Below are 16,727 nucleotides of genomic sequence, written 5' to 3' on the forward strand. Positions count from 1 at the left end.
ATACCGCTGCATGGAATAGGTTTCTCCTGGCCGCAATAAAATAGACCTGGAGAGAATCTTTGGTTTCAGTAGTTCCTGGTGGGAGCGGATGGTAATATACTTGCGCTCGTCTTGTTTCAGGGTACTGTCGTTTGGATTGGCATTCAATGAAAAGTCGGGATAGGCGTATATTTTGCCGATATGATATTGTTGCCAGTTAGCGGTGCTGTCTTCCGGGTTTTTAATCCGGATTTCCACATCCATCGTCAGTTTATCCCTGCCTTTATTTTCATTGAAGATGTTTACAAACCCTTCAAAAGGGTTGAGGGTATTCCGGAACAGAGCCTTGTTGAGCGTATCCACACTGAATTCTATGGCGTCGCGGTTAAATTTGTAGTACCCGGCATCTTTGATGAGGCGGGTGAGCCTTTCCCTTTCGCTACCCAGGGTAGCCGATTTAAAAGCAACGCCTTTCTGCACCAGTGATAATTTTTCATTGGCTTTTACGATCCGCAGGATGGCGGAATCCGGTACCGCATAGGTAATTTTATCAATTACGAAGTTTCGTCCTGTATTTACCTGGTAGGTAACACTGGTTTTACGCCGGGAAGTTTCCTCCTCATAATTTACCGTTACATAAAAGAATCCCTGGTTGTGGAGGTAGCTGGTCATGCGCGCCACTGATTCTTTGGTTTTGGTAGAATCATAGATTACCGGTTCTTCCAGGTTCCTTTTGGCGAGTACCAGGTTCCAGAACCAGTTCGACTTTTTCTCGTTGTACTTCTGATTATACAGCCATACTTTGATACGGCTGTTGAGCAGTTTTTTATTGGGTTGCTGCGTCATCAGCGATTTGGAAGAGAGGGAGCTGCGCAGATCCTGTTTTTCAGAATTGAGGATTTCGCCCTTCACATCTACTTTGGCGCTGGTATACAGTGTTTGATCTTTCTGGAGATATTTGGTATTGGAGCAGGCCGCCAACGTAAGTATTACAGCCAGTAGCAGCAATTGTTTCAGCAATAAAATTTTTGAATTGGGAAGCAGCTGCATCACGGGCGAAAACGTTGTTAAAAATTTTAAAAGCCAATACTGACGAACGGGTAACCATGCCTCTTCTTGGCTGATTAAAAGAAATCGTGTAGGTTTGGCCCCATGTTGTCAAAGGCGCAAATTAAATATATTCAATCATTACAGCACAAAAAAAACAGGCAAAAATCCAGCCAGTATGTGGCAGAGGGTGATAAGATTGTGCAGGAGCTGCTACAGGCGGGCATGCCCGTGAAAGGAGTATATGCAACAGCCGATTGGCTGGAGCAGCATTGCTCCCTGGTAGATCGTATGCCGGCAGGCACTGTAACTGAAGTGGATGCTGCTGTGCTCAAACAACTGTCGTCGCTCACCACCCCCAACCGGGCAATGGCTTTGCTGGATATGCCCGTCCCCGCAAACCCGCTGCCTGCAGCCGGAACGGTGGCACTGGCGCTGGAAGCGATCCAGGACCCCGGCAATATGGGAACGCTTATTCGTATAGCCGACTGGTTTGGAATTCCGCAGATCATTTGCTCACCGGATTGCGTAGACGTATATAATCCTAAAACCATACAAGCCACTATGGGTAGTATGATACGGGTTCGTATAGCCGAATACGATATCCGCGAACTACTGCAGCAAACAAAGCTGCCCTCTTTTGCGGCTACCCTCCACGGAAAAAATATCGCGACCTTTCCCGCTATCAAAGAAGGCATTATCCTGATCGGTAATGAAGGAAGGGGATTAACGGAAGATGTAACCGCCCTGGCTACACACCGGATCACCATCCCCCGGATCGGTGGCGCCGAATCATTGAATGCCGCAGTAGCTGCAGGTATTATCTGCGGCCGCCTGCTTATTTAACTGCTCATGAACCCCCGGATACTGCTCATCATATTATTGCTTTCCTGTAATCACGCTGCGAAACGGAACGTAACCCCCGCATTCTATTACTGGAAGCAAACATGGACGGGCAACACCGCCGAACTGAAGTATATGCACGACCTGCCCGCAGGGCGACTGTATATAAAACTGTTTGATGTAGCTGTTGACGAGGTAACCAAAGCGCCCGCACCGGTAGCCATATTCCGGCAGAAAGCCCCTTTCCCCGCAGGCGTGGAAATAGTGCCGGTAGTATTCCTGATGAATGAAATATGGGCAAACCCGGGCCCTCAGCTGGCCGCCAACGTATCCCGGCTGATAGAGCAGCTGTGCGACTCGCTACCCGCTGCCAGTATAAAAGAGATCCAGCTGGATTGCGACTGGACCCAAACCACCAGCGAAGCCTACTTCTCTTTTATAAAACAAATCCGCCAAACCCCTTTTTTCCGGCACCGCCGGGTATCCGCTACCATCCGGATGTACCAGGTGAAGTATAAAGTACGTACCGGCATACCGCCGGTAGACAGAGGGTTGCTGATGTGTTATAACATGGGCGACCTGCGTAAGCCGGGATCGCATAATTCCATCCTCGACATACCTGCTATGGAATCCTACCTGGGTGAGCAACGGGTTGCAGCGTATCCCTTACCTTTGGATATCGCTTTGCCTTTATTCAGCTGGAGCGTTTTATTCCGGAACGGAACGGAGTATACCGGTATTTTAAGAAACATTGGTACGGCGGAATTGCAGGATACCACTATCTTTACAGCCGGTGATAAACAACTGTATACCATCAGAAAGGATACTACATTAAATGGATATCCCTTAAAAGAAGGAAGTGTGATCCGGCGTGAAACCATTGACCAGCAGGCATTGGAAACGGCTGCACAGTTAGTGGCAAAACAGTTGCAGACACCCGATCCGGTTATTATATTTTATCATCTTGATTCAACAACCCTGAAAAAATATCCATTGGATGAACTACAGAAAATTTGTCGTTTTTTTAATTAGCTTTTGTGCCGTTTTCTTTGGCAATGTGGTGTATACCTTATCCTGCGGACCAACCCCTGATCCTTACGACTACTACGTTTCTTTTTTTAGTCCGTATGCAAAGGGCGCCGGCTATGAGCCTTTTTATTACACCGCGCTCACCAATTTTTTTGGCGATCCAACACCTTCGGAGGAAACAGCCAATGTGGCCGACTGGCAAAACTATACAGGCAATAAAGTAACGGAGAAGGATATACGTGAATGCATTTATACCTACCCGAAAGAGCAGCTGGCTGCTATTGCAGAAGGCAATGCGACATTACCGGACAGTGTGAAGAAGAACACCTTTGCCCAGTTCCTGGGAAAGGAAAAGAACAGGGAAGCAGCGCGCTACCTGTTGTTTGCAAAATCGTGCGAGCCTGCCGTAATCAACGCCGATCCGTGGTCAGTGCCGGAGCGCAATAACCTGTTACTGTCCGCATTATACACGGAGGGGCAAGGCTTGCGGGATAAAGTAAAGGATAAAGATATCCGCGACCGTTATAGCTTCCAGCTGGTACGGCTGCAGCATTACAGTAAACAATACCGGGAAGCAGTTACTTCTTTCGACCAGCTGTTCGATGGAAAAGAAGGATCCTCCCTGGTGTATTATAAGGCCCTGGCTTTGAAATCCGGCGCCTTACTGCATTTGAAAGACTCTGTGCAGAGCGCTTATTTGTTTTCCCGCGTGTTTGAAAAGGCGCCATCCCTGCGGCTTTCCTGTTTTGTCAGCTTAATGTGGGCCAACACCACGCCTGAACAAGTATATTCCTTGTGTAAGGATGACCATGAAAAAGCAATGGTGGCGGCTATCTATGGCTTTACCAACCCGGCGCCCGATGTAACCGCCATCCGGCAGGTGTATGCATCAGACCCTGCTTCTCCTGCGCTAAATATATTGCTGGGAAGGGAAATCAATAAGCTGGAAGACGCTTACTTCAGCCCGGCGCTGATGGATGGACAAAATACCGGCATCGTGAGTATACAGGACTATTCCCCTGCGGAAAAGAGTAAGCTGCTTGTCAAATTAAGGGAGCTACAAACCGTAGTGGATAGCCTGGTTCAACAGGGCAAATTAAAAGATGTGGACTTATGGCGGGTTTCATCTGCCTACCTTTCCTATATCCGAAAAAATTACCCGGCAGCAGCCCAACAACTGGCAGCTATAAAAACAAAATACCGGGAAGTAAAAGACCAATGGGAAATTGTGAACTTGCTGGTAAACATCAATCAACAGAAAACGATCGACAGTGCCTTTGAATCGAAACTGCTGGCGTCTTTTAAATGGCTGGACACGAAAACTGCCGGCAATAAAAATTACTCGAATTACTGGGGAAGAGAGGAAAACAAAAATTTCGCCTTTGGTAAAACCTACCGCAACCTGTTGTTTGCGATACTGGCGCCACGTTATCATCAGCAGGGCGACTTTGTGAAGGAGTCGCTGATCAGGGGCCGTTGTGATTCGCTGAAAATGAACGATTATTTTGTTTCCGGTCAAACGTCGCTGGATCAGATCAACAACGATATGAACCCCGCAACGCTGATGCGTCTGAAAGATTTCCTGCATCAACCGGTTAAAACGCCGTATGAATCTTACCTCGCAGGGTTCCTGCCCGAAGGTATTAACCTGGATCAGGCAATAGGTGTGAGCTATATGCGCTTACACGATTTCAACAATGCGCGGGAGTGGTTTAAGAAAGCAGGACCAGGTGCGCTGGCTGTTTCTTACCAGGTATTCCATGATCAGTTGCAGGACTTCGGGGTAGACAGTGCTGAAGCGCCCTATACAAAAGCCATTACACAACTACAGTTTTGCGAACGTATGGTACAGTTGCAGGAAAAGATGAAAACAGCACCAGTACCTGCAAAAGTATACTACGATTATGCGACGGCGTTATTCAGTATTTCCTATTATGGCAGAACCTGGAACTTTGTAAAAGACTACCGCCCGTCTACACGGTGGTACGCTCCCGAATGTGATAAAGATCCTTTTGAAAAGCAGTATTTTGGATGCTATGCGGCAGAGAGTTATTACCTCAAAGCGGCGCAGGCCAGTACAGATAAGGAGTTCAGGGCAAAGTGCGCGTTTATGGCTGCCCGTTGTTCACAGAAACATACTGCCAATAACGGCAACGGCGATCAGTATATAACTGCGTTGGTACATAACCGTTACTTCCCTTTGCTGGCGGGTAATTACGGGCAAACGAAGTTTTACCAACAGGCATATGACCAGTGCAGTTACCTGCGTGACTATGTGAAAAGCACCCGGAAGAAATAGTTATTTAAACTGGATGGCCTTTACGGGCGTAATGCGCCGGATAATCCTGGCAGGGATTTGCAGTATCAATGTGCAGATAAGGAATGTGCCTACGTTGATGAGCAGAATGTCTACCCAGTGAAGGGATACCGCTGCTACCGACATGTAATAGGATTCTTCCGGCAGCTTGAAGATGCCGGTAGCCTGCTGGAGGAAAGCAATGCCCAGCCCGAAAAAGTCGCCGATCAGTATGCCCAGTATAACGATATAGGCCGCCTGATATACAAATACTTTCTGGATATCCCAGTTACGCATACCGAGTGCTTTGGCAATACCTATCATATTGGTACGTTCCAGGATGAGGATGAGAATAGCCGTGATCATGTTAATGATGGCTACGATGGTCATAATAACGATAATGATCAGTTCATTCTGGTTTTGCAGCTGGAGCCAGTCGAAAATATTCGGGTAAATATCCCGGATGGTGCGGGTAAACAATTGGTCCGGCAATACGTTGTTATCCATATACCGCGCCACAGAATCCATGTTGCGGTAGTTATTGATGGATACCTCGAAACCGCCCACCTGGTCGGGGTCCCAGTCGTTGAGCTTGCGTACCAGGTTAAGGTCGCCGATCACATAAGTTTTATCATATTCCTCGATACCGGTTTTGAATATGCCCGTTACCGTTAGTTTGCGGGCCCGTGGCGGTAATCCGCCTCCCTGTATAAAATAGATGATGGCTTTATCATTTACTTTCAGCTGCAGTTCTTTGGCCATGTATTCGGAGATCATAATTTCCGGTGCATAGGAGCTGTCGTTGAACTGCAGCAGTTTGCCGGCCTGGAGGAAACGTTTCAGTTGCGGCCAGTCGTATCCCTGATCTATTCCTTTGAAGATGATGCCGTCTATTTCCTTTTCGGATTTGATGATGGCAGATTTGGTAGCGTAATTGCTGATGGTTTTAATACCCGGTGCTGTTTTAATGCTATCTATCAGGCTTTTGCGGCTGTGGAAGGGGATTTCTTCCGTGAGGGGACCGGCGTTGGGTTGGTATTCATTGATATGAATATGTCCCCAGAAGCTGAAGATCTTCTCCTGGATCACCTGCTGAAAACCGTTTACCAGCGCTGTTGCCAGGATCATTACCGCTACGCTTATCGCGGTAGCGGCTACTGCGATATTGATAATGAATTTTGAGAAAGAAGATCCCTTATTGAAAGCAATCCGTCTGGCAATAAAAAATGATAAACGCATGGAACAAATATAGGGAAAAGCTGAAAGTGCAAAGCAAAAAGGGATGCCAACGGTAATTGGGCGGGATAAATATTCTATCTTCGCCAGGATCATTTGCTACCTGGCTTTTGGCGTTCGGCTTTCCGCTTTTAATCGTAACTTGAATATTATCAATTACCTCGTATGCGTACAGCAGCATTAATTTTTACAATAGCCCTTGTTTCCTGTTTGTTTAACGGCAGCACGTCGGCGCAAGTGAATGCTATTACCCCGGACCATGTATACTACAATAACATCAAATCCGTGAAGTTTAACCAGAGCGGCGATCCGTTAAGCTTACCCATGTATACAATTGGTACAGGGGAGAAGCTGGAACTGTCGTTTGATGACCTGGATAATGATGTGAAAAACTACTATTATTCATTTGTGCTTTGCAATGCCGACTGGACACCCGCACAGGTAAACCAGTTTGATTATATGCGGGGATTTTCGGAAACCAGGATACTGAATTACAAGTTATCCAGTGTGTCGCTGCAGCGTTATACCCATTACAGTATTCAGCTACCGGGTACCAACAGTTACCCGGTGAAATCAGGTAATTACCTGCTGAAGGTATACCTGGACAGCGATACCTCACAGCTGGCATTTACCCGCCGGATGTTTGTGGTGGAAAATAAAGCAGGGATAGCGGGATTTATCCAGCAACCCATTGCCCCTAAACTATTCCGTACGCACCAGAAGATCAATTTTGAAGTAAATACCGGTTCCCTGAATATCCAGAATCCTTTTGACCAGATCAAAGTGGTGGTGTTGCAGAACTACCGCTGGGACAATGCGCTTACCACGTTGAAGCCGCAGTTCATTAATGGGAACATCCTGAAATACAATGCAGAACAGGACTGTATCATGCCGGCAGGTAAGGAATTCCGCTGGATTGACCTGCGCAGCTTCCGGTTGCAGACCGAAAGGGTGCAGCGTTCCGAGTATCATAACAACAGTACAGATGTATTTGCGGTAATGGACCAGGAAAGGGCGGATAAGCCGTATCAGTTTATTAAAGATATCAACGGAAAATATTACCTGGCTACGCTGGATGACTATGATCCTAATTTTGAAGGGGATTATGCTTCCGTACATTTTTCATTTGGGGCGCCGGAGCCTTATGCGGGATATGAGATGTATATCTTTGGCGAGTTTACCAACTATGAGCTAAACAACGCGAATAAGCTTACGTATAATGGGGCCAGTCGCGCTTATGAAGGCACTATTTTCCTCAAGCAGGGATACTATAATTACATTTATGGGATGGTAGATAAAACCAATCCCAATGGAAAGTTCAGCACTGATATGACAGAGGGTGATCATTGGGAAACGGAAAACAACTATACCATTTTGTTGTATTACCGGGCGCTGGGTGGGCGGTCTGACGAGCTGGTATCGTCAATTACATTGAATTCTATTCTTAACCGTAAGTAAGGAATAAATAAAAAGCAACAGGGAGATGAAATCATTCATCTCCCTGTTGCTTTTTATTTATGCGCCGATGCTTTGGCGTAGTTTAACAATATTGGCGGCGCCGCGTTTGATGATGATGCGGGTGCCTCTTTCGTAGGTGAAGTACCGGTAAAACCAGTTGATGAATACCACCAGTTTATTCCTGAATCCCAGCAGGCTGAGAAGGTGTACGATCATCCATGCGATCCATGCGAGGTAGCCGCTCATGCGCATACCGGCAAATTCGGCTACGGCCCTGTTGCGGCCAATGGTAGCCATGCTGCCGAGATCTTTATAATTAAATCCTTTCATGGGTTTGTTTTCCAGTGAAAGCATGAGATTGTGTGCCAGGTTTTTGCCTTGTTGGATAGCCACCTGCGCCACCATCGGGTAGCCTTTGGGGAAGCGGGGATCGTTGGTCATCTGGGCAATATCGCCGATGGCGTATATGTTGGTGAATCCTTTGAGCTGGTTCAGTTCATTTACGATGATGCGGCCGTTTGGCAGGATAATATCCGCCGGGATACCTTTTACCGGGACGCCTTTTACGCCGGCACTCCAGAGGAGTGATTGCGTTTGAATCAGTTCCCCGGTGCTGAGGGTAACGGTTTTGCCGTCGTATTCTTTTACGCCGGTATTGGTTAGTACACGGACTCCAATTTCCTGCAGGGCCTCCAGTGTTTTCTGTGATGTTTTTTCACTGAAGGAGGCCAGCAGTTTCGGTCCTGCTTCAATGAGGTAAACATTCATCAGCGACTGGGGCAGGGTGGGATAGTCTTTCGGCATAATGTATTTGCGGAGTTCTGCAAAGGCGCCGGCCAGTTCCACGCCGGTAGGGCCACCGCCCACCATCACGAAATTGAGCTTTGGTTTTATTTCTTCCGGGTTTTGCAGCAACAGGCTTTCTTCAAATTGTTTCACCACATAGTTCCTGATCTGCACAGCTTCTATGAGTGATTTCATGCCGATGGCATTATCTTCAATATCTTTATTTCCGAAGAAGTTGGTATTGCTGCCGGTGGCAAAAACGAGGTAGTCGTAATGTATTTCCCCGATACCGGTTTCCAGTATATTTTCTTCAGAGCGGATACCTGTTACTTCCGCCATGCGGAATACGAGGTTACGTTGTTTCCGGAAGATTCCCCGCAACGGGAAGGCGATGCTATCTGGTTCCAGGCCAGCGGTAGATACCTGGTAAAGCAGCGGTTGAAACAGGTGATAGTTGTTCCGGTCGAGCAGTACTACCTGTACGGGTGCATGTTTAAGTTGTTTGGCAAGATTTACGCCGCCGAATCCACCACCTACTATAACGATTCGCGGTTGTTTTGTTTCCGGGATGTTGGGCTGAATCATAATTCGTCATTTTATATTGCCGCAGTTGCGATGATATGTTAATAAGATTCTCAAAGTTACGAAACTTTCAGAAAAAAATGAAAACTATGGGACGGAGGTTGGAGCGGAGGTTGTCGCGGAGGTTGTCTTGGACGCTGATTACGCTGATTTTGCTGATTGACTTTTTTGAGATTTTGGAAGATGGAAGCGAAGGTTGTCTTGGGCGCTGATTACACTGATTTTATTGATTGGATTTTATGATTATGGACTTTTGAAAGATGGAAAAGCATTACTGGATTTTTATTTTTCTATCAGTATTTTGTCCATAGATTGGTTTGTTTTTTGCTCTTTTAAGAGATTTTCGGAAAATTCAGGGAAATTAAAGGGTTTTGCTTTCACTAAATAATTATGGAAGATGGGCGGTATTTGACGGCAGTGATTGATTTGGCTGCCGGTCATTGAATTTGAATGATACGTTGGCACGTTATTTCAGCTATATGGCACTTCAGCGTCTAAACGCCATGTGCTTTTTCGCTCGTAATGCCGCACCATAAAAGATCTTAGCTTCAAGTCCACATCACCTCCGGGTTATCAGCATAGATTAAGCATGTATCAAGCATCCATTAAGTATGTGCTAAGCCTATGCAAAGTATAAATGAAGCATTCCACGGTCAATATTAATACTATCTTATTCAACCTTTCTTCAACCACCCATCCTCTCCCAATTTCATTCAATCTTTAAAATTTACTCCATCAATTTCCCTGAAAATTCCAAAATTCTTTCAAAATCACAAAAATCCAATCAATAAAATCAGCGTAATCAGTGCTCAAGACAACCTCCGCTCTCATCTCCGCTAAAATCCCAAAAGCCAATCAGCAAAATCAGCGTAATCAGTGTCCAAGACAACCTCCGCGATAATCTCCGCTAAAATCCCAAAAGCCAATCAGCAAAATCAGCGTAATCAGTGCCCAAGACAACCTCCGCGATAATCTCCGCTCCGCATTAATGAAGCCAGTATTGGTACAGGAACGCAGCCGCTGCCGCGCCCGCCAGTGGACCGAGAACAGGAATCCAGGCATAGCTCCAGTCGCTGTCCCGCTTGCCGGGAATGGGAAGGAGGAAGTGCATGAGTCGTGGTCCGAGGTCACGTGCAGGGTTGATGGCATAACCGGTGGGGCCACCGAGCGAGAGGCCAATGGCCAGCACTACGAAGGCTACGGGCAGGGCATCGAGTGAGCCGATGCCAGCGGTAGGGCCGGTGATATAGGAGATAGCCAGGATGAATACCATGGTGGCGATGAATTCTGTGAGGAAGTTATATTTCGGGTTACGGATAGCAGGAATAGTGCAGAACACGCCTAATTTGGTGTCGGCGTCGGGTGTTTCGTCGAAGTGTTTTTTGTACGTGAGCCATACCAATAGGGCTCCCAGCATTGCGCCGGCCAGTTGGGCAGCTACGTAGGCGGGAACTTCCTCCCAGGCGAGCTTTCCCTGCAGCGCCTGTGCAAAGGTAACGGCGGGGTTGAGGTGGGCGCCGCTGTATTTGGCGGTGGCATATACACCGATGAATACGGCCATTCCCCATCCCAGGGTGATAACGATCCAACCGCCCTGGTTGCCTTTGGACTTGTTGAGGATCACGCTGGCTACTACGCCATCGCCGAGTACAATGAGGAATGCGGTGCCGATTAGTTCTGCTAAATAAGGTGACATAAATTAATATGAGTATTGATAAACGTGGATAAATTTATTCTTCGGTCCATGCCTGGGCCGCCCTGATGGCGCGTTTCCATTCTTTACGCAGCCGTTCATTTTCTGCGGGTTCCATCGCCGCGTCGAAGGTGGCATCTATTTCCCATTGCTGCGCAATGGTTTCAATGCTGTCCCAGTAGCCGACGGCAAGCCCGGCGAGATAAGCCGCGCCGAGTGCGGTTGTTTCGGTGATGGTGGGGCGTACTACTCTGATATTAAGCAGGTCCGCCTGGAATTGCATGAGCATGTTGTTTTTTGTAGCGCCGCCGTCTACCCGTAGTTCGGTGATGGGCATACCGGCGTCTGCTTCCATGGCTTTCATGACATCCATGGTTTGAAAGGCGATGCTATCGAGGGCTGCGCGGGCAATATGCGCGGCGGTGGAGCCGCGGGTCAATCCTACCATCGTACCGCGTGCATGCTGGTTCCAGTAGGGTGCGCCGAGGCCTGCAAAGGCTGGCACGAAATATACGCCATCGCTGTGAGGCACGGTGGCGGCGAGCTTTTCCACATCCGCGGAGTGGCGGATGATGCCGAGACCATCGCGGAGCCATTGTACTACGGCGCCGCCGATGAAAATACTGCCTTCCAGTGCGTAGGTGGTTTTGCCATTTATTTTCCAGGCAACGGTGGTGAGCAGGTTATTTTTGGAAGGAATGGGTTTATCGCCGGTATTCAATACCATAAAACAACCGGTGCCATAGGTGTTTTTGAGCATACCGGGTTGCGTGCACATCTGCCCGAAGAGGGCTGCCTGCTGATCGCCGGCAATACCGGCAATGGGGATGCGGTAGGGCGTAAGATTGGCTTCCGAGTAGCCATATACTTCGCTCGACTGCTTTACTTCCGGCAGCATAGAGGCGGGAATATCGAAGAGGGCGAGTAGTTCGTTGTCCCAATGCATGTCGTTGATATTGAACAACAATGTCCGGGAGGCATTACTCACATCTGTGATGTGGAGTTTGCCGTTGGAGAAGTTCCATACGAGCCAGCTGTCGACGGTTCCAAAAGCCAGTTCGCCGTTTTCTGCTTTTCTGCGTGCATCGGGAACGTTGTCCAGGATCCATTTTAATTTGGTGCCGGAGAAATAGGCGTCGATGCGGAGGCCGGTTTTATCTTTGATGAGTTGTTCCTTTCCTTCTTTGATGAGGGAATCGCAGTAGGCGGCGGTGCGCCTGTCTTGCCACACAATAGCGTTGTGTATGGGTTTACCGGTGCGTTTGTCCCACACGATGGTGGTTTCACGTTGGTTGGTGATGCCGATGGCGGCGATGTTTTCACCGGTTACTCTTAATTTCAGTATAGCTTCTGCCGCCACGCTGGCTTGTGAAGTCCAGATTTCCATGGCGTCGTGTTCTACCCAGCCGGGTTGTGGGAATATCTGTTTAAATTCTTTCTGGGCAACTGCTTTGATGCTGCCATCGTGGTCAAAAATAATGGCGCGGGAGCTGGTGGTGCCCTGATCCAGCGAAAGAATGTATTTTCCCATTAGCTATTCATTTTGTGTGTTACCGGGTTTACGTGGATATTATCACTGAATTTAGATAAATTCTCTAACAAAACGCGATTGCCTGATGCGGAGGTTGTCTTTCTCAGGATTAAACTTATTACACTGATTACGCTGATTTGATCACTTTTGATTTTGAAAGATTCGGGGAGATAAAAGCGAAAACGCGGATTTTGTCTTACCCACTGATTACGCTGATTTGACCACTTTTTGATTTTAAAAGATTCTGGGAGATATAAGCGAAAATATCTGCTTATATCTCCCAGAATCTTTTAAAAAATATAATCAGTAAAGGGTAAGACAAAATCCGCGTTTTCGCTTTTATCTCCCCGAATCTTTCAAAATCAAAAGTGATCAAATCAGCGTAATCAGTGTAATAAGTTTAATCCTGAGAAAGACAACCTCCGCATGCGCAAAAAAATCCCCGGCGCAATTACTGCACCGGGGATATACCATCTAAAAAATATGGAGACTACATTTTCTTTGCGTCTTCCAGGAACTTAGCCAGGCCGATATCAGTTAACGGATGTTTCAGCAGACCGAGAATAGATTCTAACGGGCAGGTACATACGTCGGCGCCTACTTCAGCACATTTTACAATGTGGAGTGCGCTACGGATAGAGGCGGCCAGGATTTCAGTTTTGTAACCCTGTAAGCTGTAGATCTGTGCGATTTGTGCGATCAGTTCCACACCATCCCAGTTGGTATCGTCGATACGGCCAATGAATGGGGAAACATAAGCTGCGCCTGCTTTGGCAGCCAGGATAGCCTGACCGGCAGAGAACACCAGGGTGCAGTTAGTTCTGATACCATTGTCGGTAAACCATTTGATGGCTTTTACGCCGTCTTTGATCATAGGCACTTTCACCACGATGTTCGGGTGGATAGCAGCCAGTTTCTTACCTTCTTCAATGATAGATTTAAAATCTGTAGATAATACTTCTGCACTTACATCACCATCTACTATTTCGCAGATATCTTCGTAATGTTTGATAATTGCAGCTTCGCCTTTGATACCTTCTTTGGCCATCAGGGAAGGATTGGTGGTTACACCATCGAGAACGCCAAGATCGTGAGCTTCTTTGATTTGCGCCAGATTAGCTGTATCGATAAAGAATTTCATACTATGATAAATTAGTTGTCAGGAAATGAACATTTGGGAGAAGCTGTCATTAGTGAAAGAGGTGGAGAAAATAGCAACCAGATACTATTGACAAGCAACTAATGACAATAAAAAAAGAAAAAAAGGCAAGTTACTTATATCGCACCGCTACAACCACCTACCCTTGCTACATTCCTGTCCTGGGGGAGTTCAGTAGGAGCTGGTCGTATAAGACTTGCCGGTTGCAAAGGTAATAGAATGCGTTGAAAATCCAAACATTAGCAACAGAAATGTTGAAACTTTTTTTAACACCGTAGGAATACGCAATCTTTTAAGGTTAATACTGACAATGCTATGTAATGGAAAAAATTATATATATTTGGAATGTAAACATATCCCAAAGTATTGTCATCATTCATTTTCAAAACAATATAAACCTCAATTATGGAAACAACTACTTATGAAGGCGGCAGCGTTTTTAGCGCCATGTTTAGCGGTGTCTTTTTAATTATCATGCTGGTAATTATCGTTTTCTTCGCCTTCTGTATGTGGAAGGTATTCGAGAAAGCCGGCCAGGAAGGTTGGAAAGCAATTATCCCTATCTACAACATTTATGTGCTTACCCAAATTATTGGCAAACCATGGTATTGGTTGCTCCTGATGTGTATTCCTTATGTAGGAGCCATTTGGGGTATTTGGGCAACCAATCTGCTCAGTAAAAGTTTTGGTAAATCAGAAGGATTTACGGTAGGCCTGGTATTACTGCCTATCGTGTTTTATCCTATCCTGGCGTTCGACCGTACCATCGTGTACAAAGGACCGGCAGGCGATCCCACCCGTTTTAATAATATTACTGAAGACCTGAACTCAATAGGAAAAACGGCCTGATCAAAAATAAGATAGTAAAGAGGGCGTCTCATTTTGAGGCGCCCTCTTTTTATTTGATGTTACCGGTCGATACCGTTGTAAATAACTTTACCATTACGGATCGTATAAGCCACCTCTGAAAAATGGCGGCTATCTGTATGCGGGTCTGCTTTCAGCAACACAATATCCGCATCCATTCCTTTCGCGATACGCCCGCTGTGCTGCGCCATGCCAAACCGTTTTGCCGGAGCAGTTGTTAACGCCGCTAGTATCTCATCGAAGCTTAACCCCGCGTCAGACATCAGCCGGAATTCGTCGGACGTATCGTAATCCGTGATATACCCCACATCCGTACCGAATAAAATTTCACCGCCTGCGCCGGCATAGGCGCCCAATTGCTGCAATGCGGTTGTCATCAACGGATTACTAACCGGGAGGTTCTTTCTTTCCAGTTCCCATTTGTAAAGTTTCAGGGTAGGAATGAGCGCTACCTTATGCAGCAGCAGTTGATCAATTTCTTTTTTCGTCCAGCTGCGGTAACCATCCGGGGCCACGTGCGCAAGGATATCCACGCCGCCGGCAAGGGCTATATTCATCCCGGTATCGGCAGTAGGATGGGCAAAAACCGGTTTATGAAATTTATGGGCAGTGCTGGTAGCAGCCTTGATGATGTCTATAGGCATCGGTACAATCCCATGCCCATCCGGCGATGCGGACCATACCTTGATGCCGTCTGCGCCAGCCTGTATCTGTTTAGTAACGTAAGCCACCGCTTCTTCCGGCGTGTTTATTTCCGGAAGGGTAAGCGGCTGAATATAGAAAGGACTTCCATGCGGCGGAACAAACGGAACGCCCACCGTAAGGATAGCAGGGCCGTTTACCTCCCCTGATGTAATCCTGGCCCGGAGGGCAAGCAAATTGGGATAGTTCAGCGCCGCCAGGTCAAATACATGTGTAAAACCACGACTGTTGATCATGCTATCCATCCGGTTATTGAGCTGCGCTGCCGGCTGCTTGTCCGCATGGTCCCACCCGGGTTCAATAAAATGTACATGACTGTTCCAGAAACCGGCCATCATCACCAGGCCTTTGCAGTCCAGTACTTTCATATGTGCAGGCACTTTTACCTGTTTGCCCGCCGCTGCAATTTTCCCGTTTTTGATGATAACCACACCTGATATAATTGGTGCCGTTTTGGGAGAGGTATATATGGTGGCGCCCACCAGTGCAAGATCTTCCTGTGCATACACACTTCCGGAAAGAAGAACCAGCAAACAAAACAATAATGTTTTCATCAGATAATTATTAAGAACGAACCAGCTTAAATTAAGTCTTATCAGGTGCTATTTAATAATTCTCCCTTACTACCGGTCATAAATGTTACGGAAGTATTTAAATACGTTGCAGAAGGCGCAAATTAATTTTCTTTAGTAGTATAGTAATTATAGTCGTTCAGTACCGTTTCGAGGAAATAGGTATTGGGCAGGTCGGTTTCAATATGCAGTACTTCTCTTACCCGCATGGCCACCCTGGCGGCGAGCTCGTCGTCTTTCGCCTTCAGCGCGCGGTCCAGCAGGTCTTTCACTTTATTCATATCCCTGTCAGACAGCTTCATGATCTGTGGAAACTGCGGTTTGTAATCGCTGTTGGAAAGATCCCGGAAGATGGTTTCTTCTATACTGCCTTTTCTTTTGGTGCTGATCACAATGGTGCCGGCTACCAGGTCGCCCAGCCGCTGGTTATAAGGGGTGCGCACAATAGATACTGCCGGGATAATCACCGGTACCAGGGCGAAAAAATACAGCGGTGTTTCTATGATCCGGAATATCCATCTTATCAGGTGCTGACTTATACTTGGCTGGTTGCCCGTCATACTTACCACCTGCAGATGCAGTATTTTTTTTCCGGGTGTTTGTCCTTTCATGCCGATTTCCGCCACAGGGAAGTAAAACAACAGGGGCAGCAATACCAGGAAAAAGTAGATGCCCACATGCCCCTCCATCTCTATACGGAAAGAGCTCAATGTCATATACGCCACCAGGTAATAAAAAAAACGGATGCCGAAATCAATGAGCCAGGCCAGGAATCTTTTCATGATGTCTGCTGATTCAAATTCCAGGTCTATATTGAAAGAAGTCGGTATTTTTATATCTGCCATACTCAAATTTACATATTTGTTGATATATTGTTGAACGATTTAGTATGTTTGCCGGTATTCCCCCATTAGTAACCCATTACTGTAGGTGATATCTGTATTTAA

At 46.8% G+C, this 16,727-nt stretch carries 12 protein-coding genes, 1 other RNA gene and 1 pseudogene; 5 read left to right on the forward strand and 9 right to left on the reverse strand.

Translation table 11 applies throughout. The features are described from left to right. Positions 1–558: 558 nt before the first annotated feature. A pseudogene (locus QFZ48_RS15660) lies at positions 559–1,029 on the reverse strand (POTRA domain-containing protein); the annotation flags it as partial. Positions 1,030–1,131: 102 nt separating this feature from the next. Here QFZ48_RS15660 and QFZ48_RS15665 point away from each other — a divergent pair. From QFZ48_RS15665 to QFZ48_RS15675, 3 genes are read left to right on the forward strand one after another with little or no spacing between them, the layout of a single operon-like run. Then, positions 1,132–1,872: a TrmH family RNA methyltransferase gene (locus tag QFZ48_RS15665; RefSeq protein WP_429062932.1), complete on the forward strand. Its 741-nt coding sequence runs from the start codon at positions 1,132–1,134 to the stop codon at positions 1,870–1,872. A gap of 6 nt (positions 1,873–1,878) precedes the next feature. Then, a complete protein-coding gene (locus QFZ48_RS15670) occupies positions 1,879–2,901 on the forward strand; it encodes a hypothetical protein (RefSeq protein ID WP_429062934.1) in 1,023 nt (340 codons plus the stop codon). Continuing rightward, positions 2,867–5,197: a hypothetical protein gene (locus tag QFZ48_RS15675; RefSeq protein ID WP_429062935.1), complete on the forward strand. Its 2,331-nt coding sequence runs from the start codon at positions 2,867–2,869 to the stop codon at positions 5,195–5,197. Before QFZ48_RS15670 ends, QFZ48_RS15675 begins: the two co-directional genes overlap by 35 nt. Here the strand turns inward: QFZ48_RS15675 and QFZ48_RS15680 are convergent, their stop codons facing one another. After that, entirely contained in the window at positions 5,198–6,433 is a 1,236-nt protein-coding gene (locus QFZ48_RS15680) for an ABC transporter permease (RefSeq protein WP_429051188.1), read from the reverse strand. Between the two features lie 162 nt (positions 6,434–6,595). On the opposite strand from QFZ48_RS15680, the gene QFZ48_RS15685 reads away from it, so the two are divergent. Next, complete coding sequence (locus tag QFZ48_RS15685) at positions 6,596–7,888, forward strand: DUF5103 domain-containing protein (protein WP_429051187.1); 1,293 nt, start codon at positions 6,596–6,598, stop codon at positions 7,886–7,888. Positions 7,889–7,945: 57 nt separating this feature from the next. On the opposite strand, the gene QFZ48_RS15690 is transcribed toward QFZ48_RS15685, so the two are convergent. From QFZ48_RS15690 to ffs, 5 genes are all read right to left on the reverse strand, one after another. Further along, positions 7,946–9,259, reverse strand: a complete 1,314-nt coding sequence (locus QFZ48_RS15690) for an NAD(P)/FAD-dependent oxidoreductase (protein ID WP_429051186.1) — start codon at positions 9,257–9,259, stop codon at positions 7,946–7,948. Between the two features lie 982 nt (positions 9,260–10,241). After that, positions 10,242–10,952 (reverse strand): MIP/aquaporin family protein, encoded by a 711-nt coding sequence (locus QFZ48_RS15695; RefSeq protein ID WP_429051185.1) that lies wholly within the window; start codon positions 10,950–10,952, stop codon positions 10,242–10,244. A gap of 34 nt (positions 10,953–10,986) precedes the next feature. Next, positions 10,987–12,480 (reverse strand): glycerol kinase GlpK, encoded by a 1,494-nt coding sequence (gene glpK / locus QFZ48_RS15700; protein WP_429051183.1) that lies wholly within the window; start codon positions 12,478–12,480, stop codon positions 10,987–10,989. A 490-nt stretch (positions 12,481–12,970) separates the two neighbouring features. After that, the gene (fsa, locus tag QFZ48_RS15705) at positions 12,971–13,621 is read right to left on the reverse strand and encodes a fructose-6-phosphate aldolase (protein WP_079470709.1); all 651 of its coding nucleotides are present in this window, start codon (positions 13,619–13,621) and stop codon (positions 12,971–12,973) included. A 120-nt stretch (positions 13,622–13,741) separates the two neighbouring features. After that, positions 13,742–13,841: signal recognition particle sRNA small type (gene ffs / locus QFZ48_RS15710), an RNA gene on the reverse strand. A gap of 203 nt (positions 13,842–14,044) precedes the next feature. On the opposite strand from ffs, the gene QFZ48_RS15715 reads away from it, so the two are divergent. Then, positions 14,045–14,488 (forward strand): DUF5684 domain-containing protein, encoded by a 444-nt coding sequence (locus QFZ48_RS15715; RefSeq protein ID WP_429051182.1) that lies wholly within the window; start codon positions 14,045–14,047, stop codon positions 14,486–14,488. A 59-nt stretch (positions 14,489–14,547) separates the two neighbouring features. Here the strand turns inward: QFZ48_RS15715 and QFZ48_RS15720 are convergent, their stop codons facing one another. Further along, complete coding sequence (locus QFZ48_RS15720) at positions 14,548–15,762, reverse strand: amidohydrolase family protein (protein WP_429062937.1); 1,215 nt, start codon at positions 15,760–15,762, stop codon at positions 14,548–14,550. 122 nt (positions 15,763–15,884) lie between these two features. Further along, a complete protein-coding gene (locus QFZ48_RS15725; RefSeq protein WP_429051178.1) occupies positions 15,885–16,625 on the reverse strand; it encodes an RDD family protein in 741 nt (246 codons plus the stop codon). Positions 16,626–16,727: the final 102 nt, after the last annotated feature.

The organism is Chitinophaga sp. W2I13, from assembly GCF_050434005.1.
GTDB lineage: Bacteria > Bacteroidota > Bacteroidia > Chitinophagales > Chitinophagaceae > Chitinophaga.